This is a genomic window from Paenibacillus sp. MSJ-34 (genome assembly GCF_018918005.1).
In the GTDB taxonomy this organism is placed as follows: domain Bacteria; phylum Bacillota; class Bacilli; order Paenibacillales; family Paenibacillaceae; genus MSJ-34.
Map to the genome: position 1 here is coordinate 1 of NZ_JAHLPR010000023.1, position 16,062 is coordinate 16,062.

Sequence of the window (16,062 nt, forward strand, 5' to 3'; positions counted from 1 at the left end):
CTTGATTTTCGGGCTGGGTTTAGTTTGGTGCTGTCATTTTCCCTGACTCCCTTGCTTTACGGCCAAGAAAATTTCCAATTCTCAAGAATCAGGGACTTGACATCTTACCGCTGGACTTATCTATGATATATTAAAAGAAACATATGTTGCTTTAATGAAAACTATACAGCCAAAGGTTTAATGCAACAATCAACAACCCTGTGCGAATGTTGCTATAGCCACAATAATAATAAATTGTTGGGTTAGAGGTGAAGGAAATGGCCACAAAAGCAAGGAATATACGAATGACACAAACGAAACAATCATTGATTAATGCTTTTTTCAATTTGGCTTCTAAGAAGGATTTTGAAAAAATTACAATAGCGGATATAACAAGGGGAGCGCAGGTTAATCGGGCTACATTCTATGCACACTTTAATGATAAATACGATTTAATCGATTTTATTATGGGGGATTTCGCCTCAGCATCTATCAAAAACCATACTTCAGGCATTGTGCAGTTCGATCAGGACAGCATACAACAACTCGTTTTAGCCGTATGCGATTTTTATCAACAACCGAACATTGAATGTCGCAGCAGCTATGGTGGCTTGGTTCTACCGCAAATGAAAGAAAAAATACTAAATGAACTGAAGGTTTTTTTGTCGAAAAGTTTGGAACGTATTTATACCGATAACGAAAAGAACTTGTTTGTGCCTATTTTTGCACAAATCATTCATGAAGGTGCCTTGCAATGGGCCACTGGTAGCATCACCACGAATAAAGAGGAAGTCGCCAAGAAGGTTGCTTTATTTGTAGTAGCTGGATCTCAGTCTTTCGAAGGAGCATTACGCTAACGGGAGACGATGCTGCATGAATGAATGATATCAAGCGTTTGTGACACAAACCATGTGAAATCTGTAATACAAAGGAGTTAAATAACTTTATCAACATATGTACAAAATACGGGTTTTGTGAATATGTCATCGTGCAAACATTGCATAACTGTTTTGCCTAGATTTTGTTTCGGTATCGTTTTCAACTCAGGTTACTTTTTACTCTTTTGCAGATCATATTTTTGCAAACAAACGTCAAATCTTGTCCCTTGCCCGTACTTGCTGAATACGTGGATCGTGCCGTCATGCATTTCCACCAATTTTTTTGCGATCGCAAGACCAAGTCCCGAACCTCCATGTTCCCTGGATCTCGATTTTTCCACCCGATAAAACCGCTCGAACAGATAAGGAAGTTCTTTCGGGGGAATGCCGACACCAGAGTCTTCGACCGAGACGCACACCATTCCCTTATTTTGTTTCGCGGAAATGACAATATTGCCTTGTTGGGTGTAACGAATGGCGTTATCGAACAAATTAAAAAAGATTTGTTCCAGACGATTCGAGTCTCCATAGATCAAAAGATCGGGTTCGGACATCTTCTTTATCAGTTGGAGCCCTTTCGCTTCCGATTTCATCGAGACTTTCTTCATCACGCGATCGAGTAACTCGTTTACATAAACCGGCTCCGGCGAAAGAGGAATCCTCCCTTCTTCCATTTTCGAAAGATCAAACAGATCGTGAATGAGACGGTTTAACCGTTTCGCTTCCTCTGAAATAATGTCCAAATATTTTCGCTTCTCCTCTTCCGTTTCATACAACTCTTGGGATACGACATTCGCATATCCTTCCAAATAGGTGATCGGCGTCTTCAGTTCATGCGAGATGTTCGCGAAAAATTCATTGCGCGTATCCCGGTATCTTTGCAAGTCTTCCGCCAAGTCATTGATGGCCTGGGCTAACGAACCGATTTCATCTTTTGAAACGGTCTCCACTCTCGTTTCCAGTTTGCCGGCCGCAATTTGCCGTGTCGCCTCCTCCATTTGAATGAGCGGTCTGGACATTTTGCGGGAAAGGATGGACGAGAATCCGACGGCGATGAGAAATCCGGCAAGACCGGACAAGCATAGAAGCTGTCTTACTTTCATAACGGAAGCTTTCACGATATCGAGCGATGAAATGACAATGACGCCGCCTTGAATATGATCCAGTTGGTTGAGAATCGGTTTGCCGCATACAAGATACGACCTCCCGGCATCATCTTTATATTCCTTTAAGATCCCCTCCCCGTTCGTCATTCCGGAAATTTCATTTGGACGAATAAATTCCAGATGATTGATCGGCGCCTTGCTTGATTTTCCGATCAGCTGCCCTTGTGTATCGACAACGAAAATCTCCACTTTGGAAAACTCGGCCATCGTCGATATCAATTCTGTCGGAATCCCTTGCCTGGATTGCACCATCTTTACAAAATGCGCTGACAGTTCCGCCACTTCTTGATGAGCCTTCTCATAATAAAAGTTGGAAAAGATCCGATCCACAACATAACCTAAAAGAAGCAATAGGATGAAAAAAAGCGATACAATGATCATGCTTAATTTGACCGCAATGCGATTGATCTTCATGGCAGCTCCCCCGGATGATAAAATCTGTACCCTACGCCCCAGACGGTTTGCACCGGATTATAACCAAGGCCGGCTTTTTGCGCTTTATCGCGAATGTTTTTAATGTGCGTATCCACGGAACGCGCATCCCCCGTATAATCATAATTCCATAGAAGCTCCAGGAGCATGTCTCTGGAGAAGACCCGCTGAGGATTTTTGGCTAAAACCAGTAACAAATCAAATTCTTTTGGCGTAAAATCGATCTTCTGTCCGTTTATCTCCACTTCTCTCGATTCCGGAGAAATTTGAAGATTACGGAAACGAATGTACACTTCATGTTCCGGCGAATAGGGAGTTTTGCTTCGGCGAAGCAGAGCGGTTACTCTGGCAAGAAGTTCCGCAGCTTCAAAAGGTTTGACGAGGTAATCGTCGGCGCCTAGTTCCAATCCGAATACTTTGTCTCTTGTGTCCGTTCTTGCCGTAAGCATTAAAATCGGAACTTGGCTTGATTCCCTTATTTTTCCGCATAATGTCCACCCGTCCATATCTGGCATCATAACATCCAAAATGATGAGATGAAACGATTGCTCCGATAATAATTTCAGGGCGTCGCTACCATGACCTGCTTCCGCCACTTGATAACCGCCTTTGGTTAAATAGATTCGCAGCAAATTTCGTAAATTCCATTCGTCATCCACGACTAGAATTTTTTCTTTTTCCATGACGTTCCCCTCGAATCGGTATTTACTCATCCATTATAAATGGTAAATTTGAATTTTTTGTGTGTCTCCATCATTTCTACACATGTTTCTTTTATTGTTATGTACATAATCCAACCAAATCATAAAACAGGAGGAATACAAATGAAAGGCATGCTGCTTAAAAGTATTGTCGTTGCAGGTGCTGTAGCGATCATTACCACAGGTTGTCTGAACGTGGGGAATCATAATGCGATGGAAGGCATGGATCGTTACAACATGAATAGTAGCCCGTCGAACTCTGTTTCCGATACCCAAAGCGTAAAACTTGCGTCGGCAATGCCGGTGGTTGACGGTAAAGAATATACGATCACTGCGCAAGAGAGCAATCTTGAAGTATCGAAAGGTAAGATATTGCCGGTCTGGACATTTAACAACTCGATCCCCGGTCCGCAGATCCGCGTGAAAGTCGGAGATACGGTGAGAATTCATTTGAAAAACGAATTGAAAGAGCCCGTTTCCATCCACTGGCACGGATATCCGGTTCCCAATGATATGGACGGCATTCCCGGCGTTACGCAAGATGCGGTCGTTCCCGGTAAGACGTTCACCTATGAATTCAAAGCGACCGTACCCGGGACCTACTGGTATCATTCGCACCAGGACAGTGTGAACCAAGTCGATAAAGGCCTGTACGGTTCGCTTATTGTTGAAGATCCGAATGACGGTTACGATCGGGATTACACCCTTATGCTAGATGAATGGATGAGCTCCGGCGGGACGGGTATGAGTCAAGATGCCGGCCATTCCGGAGACATGATGAACAGGGGTGGGATAGATCATGGCAATATGCACATGGGTCAAATGGTCATGGGCGGACACGATATGAGCATGTACGATCTATATACGATGAACGGCAAGTCCGGCGACGCCATTGAAAAATTGGCCGTAAAAGAAGGCGACAAGGTGAGACTTCGCCTGATTAATGCAGGATATATTGTGCATCAAATGCACTTGCACGGGCATGAATTTAAAGTGATCTCTACCGACGGCCAGCCGCTGAGCAACCCTGCCGTGATCAAAGATCAAGTTCTATCCGTCGCTCCCGGAGAACGCTACGATATTGAATTTACAGCCGACAACCCGGGGTCCTGGCTCCTTGAGGAACATGGATACGATCAAAGATCCGAAAACATGAAAGCTGTGATTCAGTATGAGGATTCAGACGTGCAAAGCGACAGTTCCGATCGCTCCGAACAATTGCCACAATTTAATTTAGCCCAATACGGCAAACTGTCCGAGTCCCAATTTTCGTTGACGCAATCGTTCGAGCAAGAAGTGCTGATGAATTTAAATACGGAAATGAAAAACGGAGAAATGGTGTATACGATAAACGGCAAAGTCTTTCCGGAAACCGAAAAAATCAAAGTGAAAAAAGGAGATCAAGTCAAAGTGACGTTTGTGAATCAGTCTAAAACGGACGACCATCCGATGCACTTGCATGGCCACTTTTTCCAAGTATTAAGCAAAAACGGCGAACCTCTTCAAGGATCTCCGGTCATGAAAGATACGCTGAATGTTAAGCCGGGAGAAGAGTATGTCATTGCTTTTGAAGCCGATAACCCGGGGGACTGGATGTTCCACTGCCACGACTTGCACCATGCATCGTCGGGAATGGTGACCGATGTGAAATATACGGATTATAAAAACGACTATATGCCGGATCCGAATGTAGCCAATAAACCTGAATAAGGCTATGCGAATTCAAGCTCCTGCCGGATTCATTTCATAAGATAGGTCATCGAATCTCTCGCAGGCAGTGTCCTGCTTTTTGATATGGAAATTTGTCCAATCATAACAAGTCCCCCCTTCATAGAATGTAGAGTCTCCAATATCACCTATTTCAAATGGAACAAAATCACAAAAATGATGAAGGGAGGACTGGGATATGAGATATAATATGTCGCTCCCCTACTTTACTAAAGTCCCATTCTCTGTATTTACAATCAATCAATACCCGAAACGAGGCTATCATCGCAAACAAAACTCCATCTCTCAAACTAAAAAAAGAAAAAATATAAAAAATGATTCGATCGCCGTCAAAAAGATGAAGAGCGAAAAAAGGGCCTCATTGCCTAAAAATAGAGATCGAAATCCGATTCGAAAGAAAAAACGTTTGCGAAATAGCAATGAGGATTGGAAAGGTCAATACTTAGATAGTTCCTTGAATGAGCTGGAATGGTTAAAGGAGTTAAAGGATGGCTGATCTATGACAGGAATTACGCTTTAATTTCTAACTGCCGTCAAGGTCAAGTGCGAGCTGTTTATACGCACTCATCGCCGATCCTCCCCTTTCCAACGATCAGGGGCGTGCGGACGGACGATATCGACATTGGGATCCAATCGCGCAAATCATGGCGCCGCCCGCGAATGCGAACGCATCCGTCGTCTCCCGCCTCGACCCATCCAGCAAAAAGCGAAACCAATACTTCTTTAAACGAACGTAATCCCTGATTTAACGAGGTTTGCTAACTCGTTGTACTCAGGGATTATTTATGAGATTTAAATCGATTTTAATGACGTTTATGTTCGTTACAATTCGTATTTCCAATCGATATGATGTGTGTTAATATACTCCCATATAATAACGATAAAATCATAAGGACGACAATGAAATGAATCAGACGATGAATCACCGTTTTGCTAACGAGAGAATTCCCAAATTGATACTCTCGCTTGCCACTCCCGCAATTATCGCACAGGTTATCAATGCACTTTATAATGTGGTGGATCGAATGTTTATTGGAAGAATGCCTGACACGGGCACGCTGGCCTTGACCGGCGTCGGTGTCGCATTCCCGATCATCATGGCGATATCAGCATTTGCGGCGCTGATCGGATTTGGCGGCGCGCCGCTTGCTTCCATTAAAATGGGGGAAGGAGAACATAAAAAGGCGGAAGAACTGTTAGGCAGTTGTTTTGTCATGCTGTTAATCGCAGCCGCCGGGTTGACGATCGCTTTTCTGCTCTTTCAATCCCGGTTGCTGGCCTTATTTGGAGCGAGTGCCGATACTTTGCCGTTTGCCGAAGATTATATGGGGATTTATTTAATCGGCACGATTGCCGTACTCCTATCGCTAGGCTTGAACCAGTTTATTGCCGCTCAAGGATTCGCCAAAACAGCGATGATGACGATATGCGTGGGGGCGGCGGCCAACATCATCCTCGATCCTATCTTCATTTTTGGAATGGATATGGGGGTCAAAGGCGCGGCGCTGGCCACTGTAATCTCGCAATCCATCTCTGCGGTATGGGTGTTGCGGTTTCTTACTTCGAGACGAACTCCTCTGCGTCTGCGAATACAAAACATGCGCATTGACCTTAACATCGTTGGAAGTGTGCTTGCGCTGGGGCTTTCCCCGTTTATTATGCAGTCGACCGAAAGTTTGATTCAAATCGTATTCAACACTTCTCTTGCTAGATATGGCAATGATCTGTACGTTGCCGCCATGGGAATCATGAGCAGCCTCATGCAAATTTTCACATTGTTGTTACAGAGCTTTGCACAGGGTGCTCAACCGATTATCGGATATAATTACGGGTCCGGCGATTTTGTTCGGGTCAAAGCTACGATAGTGTATTGTACGATCTTCTGTTCCATTTTCGGTTTAGTTCTGTGGGGTATAGCTATTTTTCTACCCGAGCTTCCAATTTTAATCTTCACTAACAATCCCGTACTGATCGCGCTAACGGTGAAGCTTATGAAAATATTTTTTCTAGGTACATGTATTTATGGCGTTCAATTAGCTTTTCAGCAAATATTTATTGCCCTTGGACAAGCAAAGGTTTCCATTTTCATTGCCATCTTGCGTAAAATCATTTTGCTTATTCCACTCGTATATCTATTGCCAACGTTCATCGCGCCGAAAACAAATGCGGTCATTATTGCGGAACCGATTGCGGATGTCTGTGCCGCCTTAACTTGTTGCGCATTATTTGGACTTACGATAAAGCGGCTTCTCAAAGCCAAATCGAATGCGGTAGAACTTTAATTCACCAAGCCGACGATGCCTATAGCCGTACAAAAAGGATAGAGACCCGAGATTTCGGCTTCTTCTATCCTTTTTCGTTGAATGCTTATTACCCGACGGCGTTTATCAAATCTATTTCGGTCTCTTGGCGTAAAACTGACGATGCAGCTCGCGCACTTCCTCCGCCAGTTCGGGAACAGGGCCTTCTATAACGGTATCGCGAATCACATCTTGGATCGGAAGATTGCGAACGCGCGCTGCGCCAACCCCCATTTCACTCAGCCATTGCGCCAACTGTTCGGAGGAACTGGCGTAAACGATCCGGCCTAATCCAACCCAGCCGTGGGCCGCGGCGCACATAGGACAATGTTCGCCCGAGGTATAAACTGTCGCCAGTGCCCTGTCTTCGGCTGTCATGTTCCCGGCCGCCCAACGCGCCAAAGCAAATTCCGGGTGCTGGGTATGGTCGCCGCCGGCGACATGGTTATGGTCTTCCGCAAGCACGTCTCCGTTGGCTGAGACAAGGACGGAACCGAAAGGCTCGTCGCCAATCTCCAGAGCAGCCCTTGCAAGTTCAATACAGCGTCGCAGATGCTTCAAATCTGTATCGTTTATCATCAATTGAACCTCCTCCATTTGAGCGGGTCGATCAACGCTCCCCTTTCCCTCTATACAGTTATGCTACCATGAAAGCAACGAAACGAATAATATATAAAACATAAGCGATGCATATGTTCTTCATATAGTAATCATGCAGTTTGAACGGATCGTTTTGTTAGTTTTTCAGCATGGGAAGCAATGCGCGTATCTCGTCTTCGCTCCATTGGCGACTGTTATAGTCCGCAATCTCGAACGGTTCCGCATACCGAATGCCGGCGCTCTTGTCTTTGCCATACCAGCGTTCCAATGCCGGAATCATCTCCTCAGACACATGAAAGAATTGCCCCCAGTATTTGAGAATAAACGCTCTCCTCCGTTCCCAGCCTTCCGGAACCAGATGATCAATTCTTTGCTGCCATGGAGCCAGTTCATAAAACTGCGATGCGTGGGCATCGCAGCCCATCAGCTTCTTTTCCAGCACGGAAGCGATATCGACGGCAATATCCGCTTTGTAGATGCTGCGGGCCGTGAAGTCCGGCATCAGCAGAAACAGAGGCTGCTTTCCGAATGTTGCGGCGCCACTGGCTACATATTGTGCGGCTTCGCGCACGATTCTGCCGACATTGCGATTGTCGAAATGACCGCCGCCATTTCCGTGGAAGGTAATAACGATGTCGGCTTTCCACTCGCGGATTTGCTCGATGACTTGATCCCGATTCTCGGGGCTGGGCACGAGCCAACCATCGGAAATTTCCCAGATGGTATACTCTTGAACGCCAAGCCGTTCGGCGGCCGATAGCGCTTCTTGGCGTCTGCGTTGCGCAAGTTCAGGACCTTTATAGTCGTAATGACCGATGTCGCCGTTCGTCAGCGTCAAGAACTTTACCCGGTGCCCAAGCTCGGCGAACAAAGCGGCCGTACCGCCGGCATATTCCTCGGGCTCGTCCGGGTGAGCGGCAATAACCAATACATTTAGAGCGTTTGTCATAAGAAATCTCCTCCAACATTCAAATATGAATTCCCATAAATAATGAAGCTGACTGATTTCCAAGCAATTCTCCAGCGATTACTAGTAATAGTAATGAAAATCTATACAAATAACAATATGGATCCGTCAAAACCTCCCTTTGCTTAACGTATACTTTGAAATTGCCTTGGTCATACTTGATTTGAATGAAGACATGAAGGGAACGGCAGAAGATGAATTTTTTCAGAAAGCGGCCGACCGCCCCGCTGAATCCGGACGAGGCGCAACGCAAGGACGGTATGAAAGAGATCGAGCCTTTACATATCAAGCTTGACGATACCATTGAGCAAATCGAATCTACCCTTGGAAACAGCGAGGATTTCGTCAACAGAGAGATTCGCTTTGAGATAGACGGGATGTCTATGAGAACATCGATACTATATATGGACGGTCTTGCCGACACCAAATCGATTCAAAACTTTATTCTGGAAACCTTAATGTCCAGCAATAAACATATCGAGATGGACAGCCGGAATGTTCTGGATGTTTTGAAAGAGCGAGTCTTAACGGTGGGAGATATTGCGGATGTTCGCGATTTCGACAAGCTATTCGATTCCCTCTTATCCGGCGAGGTGATCTTATTGTTCGACGGCTTTGCCGAAGGGCTTACGATCGATATGAAAAGTTCGGAAAAGCGTCCGGTGCAGGAAGCATCGGGCGAGGCGGTCATTCGCGGACCGAGGGAAGGGTTTATCGAGAACATCCGAACGAATACGTCATTGATCCGCAAAAAAATCAACGATCCGAATCTATGGCTCGAAACGTTTACCATCGGCAGAATTACGAAAACGAAAGTATCCATCATGTACATCAACGGGATTGCGGACGAAAAAGTAGTCGAAGAAGTCCGCGCCCGCATGAATCGGATCGATGTCGACGGCATCTTGGAGAGCGGATATATCGAAGAATACATTCAGGACGAAACGTATACTCCCTTTCCGACCATGAACAACACGGAACGCCCCGATGTTGTAGCAGGCGCTCTGCTGGAAGGCCGCATTGCCATTTTGGTCGACGGCACCCCTTTCGTTCTTTTAGTGCCGTCGTTATTTATCCAGTTCTTCCAGTCGGCTGAGGATTATTATCATCGTGCGGATATCAGTTCTCTCATTCGGGCACTTCGCTTTCTCGGGTTTTTTCTCGCCATGCTCGGCCCTTCCCTATATATTGCGATAACGACGTTTCATCAAGAAATGATCCCAACCGCGTTATTGATTAGTTTGGCCTCGCAAAGGGAAGGCGTTCCCTTTCCGGCGTTCGTTGAAGCTCTTCTGATGGAAGTGACCTTCGAAATATTGCGGGAATCCGGGGTCCGGATGCCGAAAGCGATGGGGCAGGCCGTGTCCATTGTCGGCACTTTGGTGATCGGGACCGCGGCCGTCGACGCGGGCATCGTTTCCGCCGCGATGGTCATTGTCGTCGCGATTACCGCAATCGCCAGTTTCGTCATCCCGGCATTCAACGCTTCCATCGCCGCGCGAATGATTCGTTTTCTCTTTATGGCTCTTGCCGCTTCCTTCGGTTTGTTCGGCGTGCTCGTCGGATTGATCGCTTTGATACTCCATTTGTGCAGTTTGCGTTCCTTCGGGGTGCCGTTTATGTCTCCCGTTGGCCCTTTCATCCTTGAGGATCAAAAGGATACGCTTGTCAGGCTGCCGTTTTGGGCATTGTTAACCCGTCCGCGGTTCATTCACTCGCATAATTCGATCCGCCAACGGTTGAATCCGCCGCGCAAACCGAAACCCCGGCCGTAAGCGCCGGAAAGGGGGCAGCCTTCATGAAACAAAAGACCGTTTCGGTAATTCTTCTCCTCGTCATGCTATCTTTCCTGACAGGTTGCTGGAGTCGGCGCGAGCTTAACGATCTTGCCATTGTCGTAGGAATGGGAATAGACAAATCGGGGAAACAGTATGAAGTTTCCGTTCAGGTTGTCGATCCGGGGGAAGTATCCAAAAAGGATGGCCGCGGCGGACAAGCGCCCGTTACGGTATACAGTTCCAAAGGGGATACGATGGCCGAAGCCCTTCGCCGGCTGACGACGGTATCTCCCCGGAACAATTATTTCGCGCATCTCCGGATTCTCGTTTTGTCCGAAGAACTGGCCAGGCAAGGAATCGGCGGGATCGTAGACTTTTTCTCGCGATACCATGAATTTCGCACCGATTTCTATATTTCGGTCGCACGGCAAACGTCGGCAAAACAAATATTGACCATGATGACGCCGACCGTGAGAATTCCCGCGGAAAAAATATTCAACTCTCTCGAAGTGGCGGAAAAGGAATGGTCTCCGGTCATAACCGTTAAACTGGACGAGTTAATTAACGATATCGTCATCAAAGGGAAAAATCCCGTTCTAACCGGCTTTCGTATCGTTGGCGATCCCCGGGAAGGCGAGAAGAAGAAAAATGTCGAGGCGATCGAGCCCGCGGCCAATATCCAGGCGTGGGGATTGGCCGCCTTCCGGGAGGACAGGCTGGTCGGTTGGCTGAACGAAACGGAAAGCAAAGGTTATTCGGATATCACAAACAAGCTGCACCGGAGTGTTGTTGAGATTCCCTGCGCGTCAGGCGGGCGTTTGGCGGTAGACGTAATGCGTTCGAAATCCGATATTAAGGGAAACGTAAGGAACGGCAATCCCGAAGCGACCGTTAAGATTCGGACAGAAGCAAGCGTATCCGACGTGCAATGCAAAATCGATCTGACCAAAACCGAAACGATCGCGCATTTAGAAAAAGAAGTAGAAGAGGAAATGGAGAAACATATCGAAGCTTCGCTAAGAAAAGCAAAAACGTTAAAAACGGATATTTTCGGTTTTGGCGAAGCGGTTCGCCGCGCTAACCCGGCATATTGGAAAACGGTAAAAGAGGATTGGCATCGCCGTTTTCCCGATCTCCCTGTGGAGATTCGGATCGAAGTTCATATTCGACGCGTTGGAACCATTACAAATTCCGTGTATAGCAAAACATAGGGAGGAGTGCCGTAAATGTTCGCTTCGATCGCAATCGTCGCCATCTCGGCCGTACTGGTGATTATAGATTGGCCCCAAATGTCGAAACGCGGAGATAAGCGGGAATTCGCCGTTTATTTTACGCTGCTTTGTCTTGGGATCGGCTTAACCGTATCCAAAATATGGAGCGTCCAAGTCCCGAATCCGCTGGATTGGATGGCTGTCGCTTATAAACCGCTTAGCAAGTTGCTGTTCGGATTATTTTAGACTATCCGAGAGAAGGTGAAAACGCTGAATCGCGTCAAAATATCGCCGTATCAATTAATGGTGATCGTGCTTCTGTTCACGATCGGAACTTCGCTTTTAGTGATTCCGTCAAGCTTGGCTTACTTTGCGAAACAGGACGGATGGATCGCGGCCGCCGTCGGGGGAATGACAGGATTGCTCATCGTCTGGTTATTCATTGCCGTCGGGAATCTCGATCCCCGGCTAACCCTGGTTCAATTAAACGACAAAGTATTTGGAAAATGGATTGGGAAGTTGATATCCTTATTGTTGGTCTCATCGCTCATTGTGGCGGCCCCGCCGGCCGTCTTGTATTATTTAAGCGATTTTATGGTGACCCAGATCATTCCCGCTACCCCGATTCAATCCATTAATATCGTGTATGCGGTTATTGCGGTCATCGGCGTTCGGCTCGGTATCGAAGTCATGGCTCGATCGGCAGAAATCTTGTTTCCTTGGGTGCTTTTGCTATTTATCGTTATGGTGTTTTGCATTTTGCCGCAAACGAAATTGGAATACGCCCAACCTGTACTGGAAACGGGTGTGAAGCAGTTATGGCCGGCAATTCTTACTTTTCTAAGCATTGCGATATTCCCGTCGATCACGTTGCTAATGATTTATCCGCCTAGCCTGAATCGCCCGAAAGCGGCGCAAAAAGCTTTTTACACGGGATACGTCCTCGGCTGCTTGATGATGATCCTTATTGTCGTTCTATGCATACTGGCGCTTGGACCCGATTTGACGGAACGGAGCCTTTATCCGAGCTATATATTAGCCAGAAAAATTAGCGTAGGCAAATTCTTTCAACGCATTGAAGCCATAATGGCTTTCATGTGGTTTATTTCTTTATATTTCAGGCTTACTATATTTTTGTACGCGATCGCTATAGGAATTGCCCAAATCTTTAACTTGCGAGATTACCGTCCTCTTGTCATCCCGTTAGGATTGTTGACGATCGCCCTCTCCACAATTATCTATCCGAATACGATTTACGCAACGGAATGGGATACTTATACATACATCCCTTATACGTTTTCAATCGGATTCGTCTATCCGCTCTTGTTGCTTGGCGCCGCTTCGATTCGCAAAATGGTTGGCAACGCAAAATAGGCGATCATGTCCCGTTCCGACTTGATCGCCTTAGTCGTTTGAATGCCTTATTTATTTCCTTGCGCCGCGCGAATCGCCGCTCCTTCTTCTTCGTTCGGACCATAGACGCCCGGAGGGACGACATCCGCCTGACGCATCAAAATCGTCATTTGGCCGCGGTGATGGATTTGATGGCGTACAACCGTCTCTAACACGCCGGCATAGGTCGTATCGATGAAACCGAATAGCATTATGCGCTCCGCAAGCTTGTCATCGGACCATTGTTCTTGCAGCGCGTCGATCGCGGCCCGGCTCATTTGGCGGTAAGCGTCAACAATTTCCGCCGCGCGAGCCGGCGTTGGCCGCTTATATTCCGGACCGTCGATCTTTAGTCCTGCGGCGCCAAGCATTACATCGAGGGCGCTAACCAAGTGCCACCCTAGATCTCCGAGCGTTCGTTTCTGCTTTGGCGAAACCGATTGTCCGAGAGACTCGTCGCTCAAAGCTTCAAGCACTTTCAAGGTCAGGGCCTCTTCCATGCGCCAGTCGGCGATAAATTCGTTTATGCTGTGGTACATTCCCAATCGCTCCCTTTCATTTTATTATCGTTTAAAGTATAACATTAACGCTTTGAATCTACAAAAGCGCAGTTTTTGAGTACAGATGTTCAAAACCCGGTAAAACCGCCGTATAAGCCGATCAAATACGTCGTAATTTTCGTCATTTGATCCGTATAAAGCAAGACGCCTGTCAAAACCATCAAAGCTCCGCCTATTTTCATCAGCTTGTTTGAATGTTTCAACATCCAACGCATTCTTCCGAGGAAAAAGGCCATCGCAAAAAACGGAACGGCAAAACCTAATGTATAAGCAAACGTGTAGATCAATGCCTGTCCGGGATTGCTTACTCCCAGCGCCAGAACGGCCGTCAAAATCGGCCCGACACAAGGCGTCCAACCTGCCGCATATGTAATTCCGACCAATACGGACCCGAGATACCCAAGAGGCTTGTTGTTCCATTCATACCGAACATTCTTCATTAGCAATTTGGGCGTAAATATCCCCAACATGACCAGACCCATCGCGGCGACCATTACGCCGCCCAGCTTCCGGATCAGTTCTTGGTTCCCGGAAAATAATATTCCGATGAAACTCGCCGAAAGTCCCAAAGCGAAAAAAATAATAGAAAAACCTAAAATAAAAAACAACGTATGCAGCAGCGCTCTTTTTTGCAAGATCCCCCTGCCCTCCTGCAAATCTTTTACCGATACCCCTGTGACGTACGATAAATAAGACGGGTAAAGCGGAAGACAGCAGGGCGATATAAACGATAAAAATCCGGCTCCGAATACAATCCATAACGTTAAATCGGCGGCATTCATCAATAATCCCTCTCCCCATATTGTTTCTCGCAATGCACGTAAAAATCGCCAAAAAGCTATTTACACTACAGATTGTAGTCTATAATGAGTAAAGATGTCAATTTCACTTCCCTGACTTAAAGCTTACGAACAGCTGCCTGCGGTGAAACCTGTCACCACGCATAACAAGGCGATCGTGAACATAAGCGGTTTGCCAAAGGAGAAAGGAACATGGATCGTTTGATCCGGTTGAAGCACTTGCAATATCCGATAATTGATCTCATTGCTTGCAAAAGGTACGGTCGCGGCGTCGCGGCGGACACGGGCAAGCGAAGATAATTTCATTAGTACGCTCCCCAGATAATACTCCGTACCCATTTGCTTCATAGCATAACGGTCGGCCAACAATTCTTGCCACGTCGCATAATGATGCGCTAACGTTCGTACGAGCGGAATATACCCCATACTATCCTTCGTCAATGCCGTCATAAACGCTTGCAGCGGATCTCTGCGTTGGCAATGGTAGCGCTCATGAAGAAGGATTGCTCTTACCTCCTCTTCCGTAAACATGGCAAGAAGACCGGTGGAAATAACGATGCGCGGGCGCAGCATGCCTATGCTCAATGCGACGAAGCCCGCGTCTTTTACAACAATAATTTCCGTTTTCCATTCCCGAAATTCCGCATTTAGGCGAGACGTGTGCCCATGATGCGTATCGTTTCGAAACGCGCGCATCCATTTTGACGTCAGAATCAGTTGTTTCGCCGTTCTCCACGCGATTCGGGCCAATGTATAAATGACGGCGAGATTCAAAATATAGACGATGACATCACGGCCGACGATTGTGTCTTGGGCACCGCTTACACAATATTGCAGTACATTCCATGCAAGAGGAACGCCCCACATTTGATGAGCGACGTACCAGCCCATCTGAGCCAGCACGATGGCGCCAAGCAGCATCAGAGCCGTGAAGATAAGATTCGCTTTGACGACCGGATTCATCGTTTTCTCTCGTTTTGCATTTGGTTTAATTTTTCTTGCAGTTTCGCGATCATTTCCGGATCCGCCTCATCCAATGCATCGATCATATGACCGACGACCAAATCGCCAAACTCGCGGATCAGACCATGCGTTACTTCTTTCGTCTGATCCGACAGGAACTGCTCTTTGCTTTGCACAGGCTGGAAAAACGTCGTTCTTCCCCTGCCGCTGCCCTGTGAGTTTTTCCGCAGCAATCCCTTTTCCAATAAACGGTTCATCACAGTCATCACTGCGTTGAACGAAATCGGCTCTTCTTGATTTAATACGGTCTGAACGTCCCGAATCGTCGTTGTTCCGCTCGCCCAAATGATGTCCATAATTCTCGCTTCCAACGGGCCAAAAAAATGATTCAATCCTTGTTCGTGCATATAAAATTTTTTAATTTTCAACGTCCTCACCTCTACACTACGGATTGTAGTATAAAGATGCCGCCGCTGTCAATCTTTCCTCAAAAACATATGAAAATAGCTGCAAAATATAACAAAACCATCACAATCCGTCACAAATCGTTCTGCCGCGTTTGATCCATATTAAAAAAATGATAAACTTGAATTGATTTCGCCGGAAA

Annotated in this window: 16 protein-coding genes; 8 read left to right on the top strand and 8 right to left on the bottom strand. The window is 46.6% G+C overall.

Translation table 11 applies throughout. The features are described from left to right. The first annotated feature begins 284 nt into the window (after positions 1-284). Positions 285-836 carry a TetR/AcrR family transcriptional regulator gene (locus KQI79_RS12850; RefSeq protein ID WP_230191626.1) on the top strand — a complete coding sequence of 184 codons (552 nt, stop codon included), beginning with the start codon at positions 285-287 and terminating at the stop codon, positions 834-836. 191 nt (positions 837-1,027) lie between these two features. Here KQI79_RS12850 and KQI79_RS12855 read toward each other — a convergent pair whose 3' ends face one another. Both KQI79_RS12855 and KQI79_RS12860 read right to left on the bottom strand, forming a co-directional pair. Then, entirely contained in the window at positions 1,028-2,437 is a 1,410-nt protein-coding gene (locus KQI79_RS12855; protein WP_216538646.1) for a HAMP domain-containing sensor histidine kinase, read from the bottom strand. After that, the gene (locus KQI79_RS12860; RefSeq protein ID WP_216538647.1) at positions 2,434-3,138 is read right to left on the bottom strand and encodes a response regulator transcription factor; all 705 of its coding nucleotides are present in this window, start codon (positions 3,136-3,138) and stop codon (positions 2,434-2,436) included. Before KQI79_RS12860 ends, KQI79_RS12855 begins: the two co-directional genes overlap by 4 nt. Before the next feature lie 141 nt (positions 3,139-3,279). Between KQI79_RS12860 and KQI79_RS12865 the strand changes: the two genes are divergently transcribed. The 3 genes from KQI79_RS12865 (at position 3,280) to KQI79_RS12875 (ending at position 7,166) form a co-directional block, all read left to right on the top strand. Next, positions 3,280-4,866: a multicopper oxidase family protein gene (locus KQI79_RS12865; RefSeq protein WP_216538648.1), complete on the top strand. Its 1,587-nt coding sequence runs from the start codon at positions 3,280-3,282 to the stop codon at positions 4,864-4,866. Positions 4,867-5,062: 196 nt separating this feature from the next. Next, on the top strand, positions 5,063-5,380 hold the full coding sequence (locus KQI79_RS12870; protein WP_216538649.1) for a hypothetical protein: 318 nt from the start codon (positions 5,063-5,065) through the stop codon (positions 5,378-5,380). A gap of 409 nt (positions 5,381-5,789) precedes the next feature. Next, the gene (locus KQI79_RS12875) at positions 5,790-7,166 is read left to right on the top strand and encodes an MATE family efflux transporter (protein WP_216538650.1); all 1,377 of its coding nucleotides are present in this window, start codon (positions 5,790-5,792) and stop codon (positions 7,164-7,166) included. A 111-nt stretch (positions 7,167-7,277) separates the two neighbouring features. On the opposite strand, the gene KQI79_RS12880 is transcribed toward KQI79_RS12875, so the two are convergent. Together KQI79_RS12880 and KQI79_RS12885 are read right to left on the bottom strand one after the other, a co-directional pair. Continuing rightward, entirely contained in the window at positions 7,278-7,763 is a 486-nt protein-coding gene (locus tag KQI79_RS12880; protein WP_216538651.1) for a nucleoside deaminase, read from the bottom strand. Positions 7,764-7,920: 157 nt separating this feature from the next. Continuing rightward, on the bottom strand, positions 7,921-8,733 hold the full coding sequence (locus KQI79_RS12885; protein WP_216538652.1) for a PIG-L deacetylase family protein: 813 nt from the start codon (positions 8,731-8,733) through the stop codon (positions 7,921-7,923). A gap of 212 nt (positions 8,734-8,945) precedes the next feature. On the opposite strand from KQI79_RS12885, the gene KQI79_RS12890 reads away from it, so the two are divergent. Genes KQI79_RS12890 through KQI79_RS12905 form a run of 4 tightly spaced genes read left to right on the top strand, consistent with a single transcriptional unit; the run spans position 8,946 to position 13,114 of the window. Beyond that, complete coding sequence (locus tag KQI79_RS12890; protein WP_216538653.1) at positions 8,946-10,526, top strand: spore germination protein; 1,581 nt, start codon at positions 8,946-8,948, stop codon at positions 10,524-10,526. Between the two features lie 23 nt (positions 10,527-10,549). After that, positions 10,550-11,740 (top strand): Ger(x)C family spore germination protein, encoded by a 1,191-nt coding sequence (locus KQI79_RS12895; protein ID WP_216538654.1) that lies wholly within the window; start codon positions 10,550-10,552, stop codon positions 11,738-11,740. Positions 11,741-11,755: 15 nt separating this feature from the next. After that, on the top strand, positions 11,756-11,986 hold the full coding sequence (locus tag KQI79_RS12900; RefSeq protein ID WP_216538655.1) for a hypothetical protein: 231 nt from the start codon (positions 11,756-11,758) through the stop codon (positions 11,984-11,986). Positions 11,987-12,001: 15 nt separating this feature from the next. Further along, the gene (locus KQI79_RS12905) at positions 12,002-13,114 is read left to right on the top strand and encodes a GerAB/ArcD/ProY family transporter (RefSeq protein ID WP_230191624.1); all 1,113 of its coding nucleotides are present in this window, start codon (positions 12,002-12,004) and stop codon (positions 13,112-13,114) included. Between the two features lie 47 nt (positions 13,115-13,161). Here KQI79_RS12905 and KQI79_RS12910 read toward each other — a convergent pair whose 3' ends face one another. From KQI79_RS12910 to KQI79_RS12925, 4 genes are all read right to left on the bottom strand, one after another. After that, on the bottom strand, positions 13,162-13,671 hold the full coding sequence (locus tag KQI79_RS12910) for a DinB family protein (RefSeq protein WP_216538656.1): 510 nt from the start codon (positions 13,669-13,671) through the stop codon (positions 13,162-13,164). A gap of 89 nt (positions 13,672-13,760) precedes the next feature. Further along, complete coding sequence (locus KQI79_RS12915; RefSeq protein ID WP_216538657.1) at positions 13,761-14,474, bottom strand: cytochrome c biogenesis CcdA family protein; 714 nt, start codon at positions 14,472-14,474, stop codon at positions 13,761-13,763. A 123-nt stretch (positions 14,475-14,597) separates the two neighbouring features. Further along, a complete protein-coding gene (locus tag KQI79_RS12920; RefSeq protein ID WP_216538658.1) occupies positions 14,598-15,455 on the bottom strand; it encodes a M56 family metallopeptidase in 858 nt (285 codons plus the stop codon). Beyond that, positions 15,452-15,883 carry a BlaI/MecI/CopY family transcriptional regulator gene (locus KQI79_RS12925; RefSeq protein ID WP_216538659.1) on the bottom strand — a complete coding sequence of 144 codons (432 nt, stop codon included), beginning with the start codon at positions 15,881-15,883 and terminating at the stop codon, positions 15,452-15,454. The genes KQI79_RS12920 and KQI79_RS12925 overlap by 4 nt, the downstream gene beginning before the upstream one ends. Between the last annotated feature and the right edge of the window lie 179 nt (positions 15,884-16,062).

What these genes read in the sequence shown, in the direction of transcription:
- KQI79_RS12850 (WP_230191626.1), top strand. Translation starts at nt 285, where the DNA reads ATGACACAAACGAAACAATCATTGATTAATGCTTTTTTCAATTTGGCT.
- KQI79_RS12855 (WP_216538646.1), bottom strand. Translation starts at nt 2,437, where the DNA reads ATGAAGATCAATCGCATTGCGGTCAAATTAAGCATGATCATTGTATCG.
- KQI79_RS12860 (WP_216538647.1), bottom strand. Translation starts at nt 3,138, where the DNA reads ATGGAAAAAGAAAAAATTCTAGTCGTGGATGACGAATGGAATTTACGA.
- KQI79_RS12865 (WP_216538648.1), top strand. Translation starts at nt 3,280, where the DNA reads ATGAAAGGCATGCTGCTTAAAAGTATTGTCGTTGCAGGTGCTGTAGCG.
- KQI79_RS12870 (WP_216538649.1), top strand. Translation starts at nt 5,063, where the DNA reads ATGAGATATAATATGTCGCTCCCCTACTTTACTAAAGTCCCATTCTCT.
- KQI79_RS12875 (WP_216538650.1), top strand. Translation starts at nt 5,790, where the DNA reads ATGAATCAGACGATGAATCACCGTTTTGCTAACGAGAGAATTCCCAAA.
- KQI79_RS12880 (WP_216538651.1), bottom strand. Translation starts at nt 7,763, where the DNA reads ATGATAAACGATACAGATTTGAAGCATCTGCGACGCTGTATTGAACTT.
- KQI79_RS12885 (WP_216538652.1), bottom strand. Translation starts at nt 8,733, where the DNA reads ATGACAAACGCTCTAAATGTATTGGTTATTGCCGCTCACCCGGACGAG.
- KQI79_RS12890 (WP_216538653.1), top strand. Translation starts at nt 8,946, where the DNA reads ATGAATTTTTTCAGAAAGCGGCCGACCGCCCCGCTGAATCCGGACGAG.
- KQI79_RS12895 (WP_216538654.1), top strand. Translation starts at nt 10,550, where the DNA reads ATGAAACAAAAGACCGTTTCGGTAATTCTTCTCCTCGTCATGCTATCT.
- KQI79_RS12900 (WP_216538655.1), top strand. Translation starts at nt 11,756, where the DNA reads ATGTTCGCTTCGATCGCAATCGTCGCCATCTCGGCCGTACTGGTGATT.
- KQI79_RS12910 (WP_216538656.1), bottom strand. Translation starts at nt 13,671, where the DNA reads ATGTACCACAGCATAAACGAATTTATCGCCGACTGGCGCATGGAAGAG.
- KQI79_RS12915 (WP_216538657.1), bottom strand. Translation starts at nt 14,474, where the DNA reads ATGAATGCCGCCGATTTAACGTTATGGATTGTATTCGGAGCCGGATTT.
- KQI79_RS12920 (WP_216538658.1), bottom strand. Translation starts at nt 15,455, where the DNA reads ATGAATCCGGTCGTCAAAGCGAATCTTATCTTCACGGCTCTGATGCTG.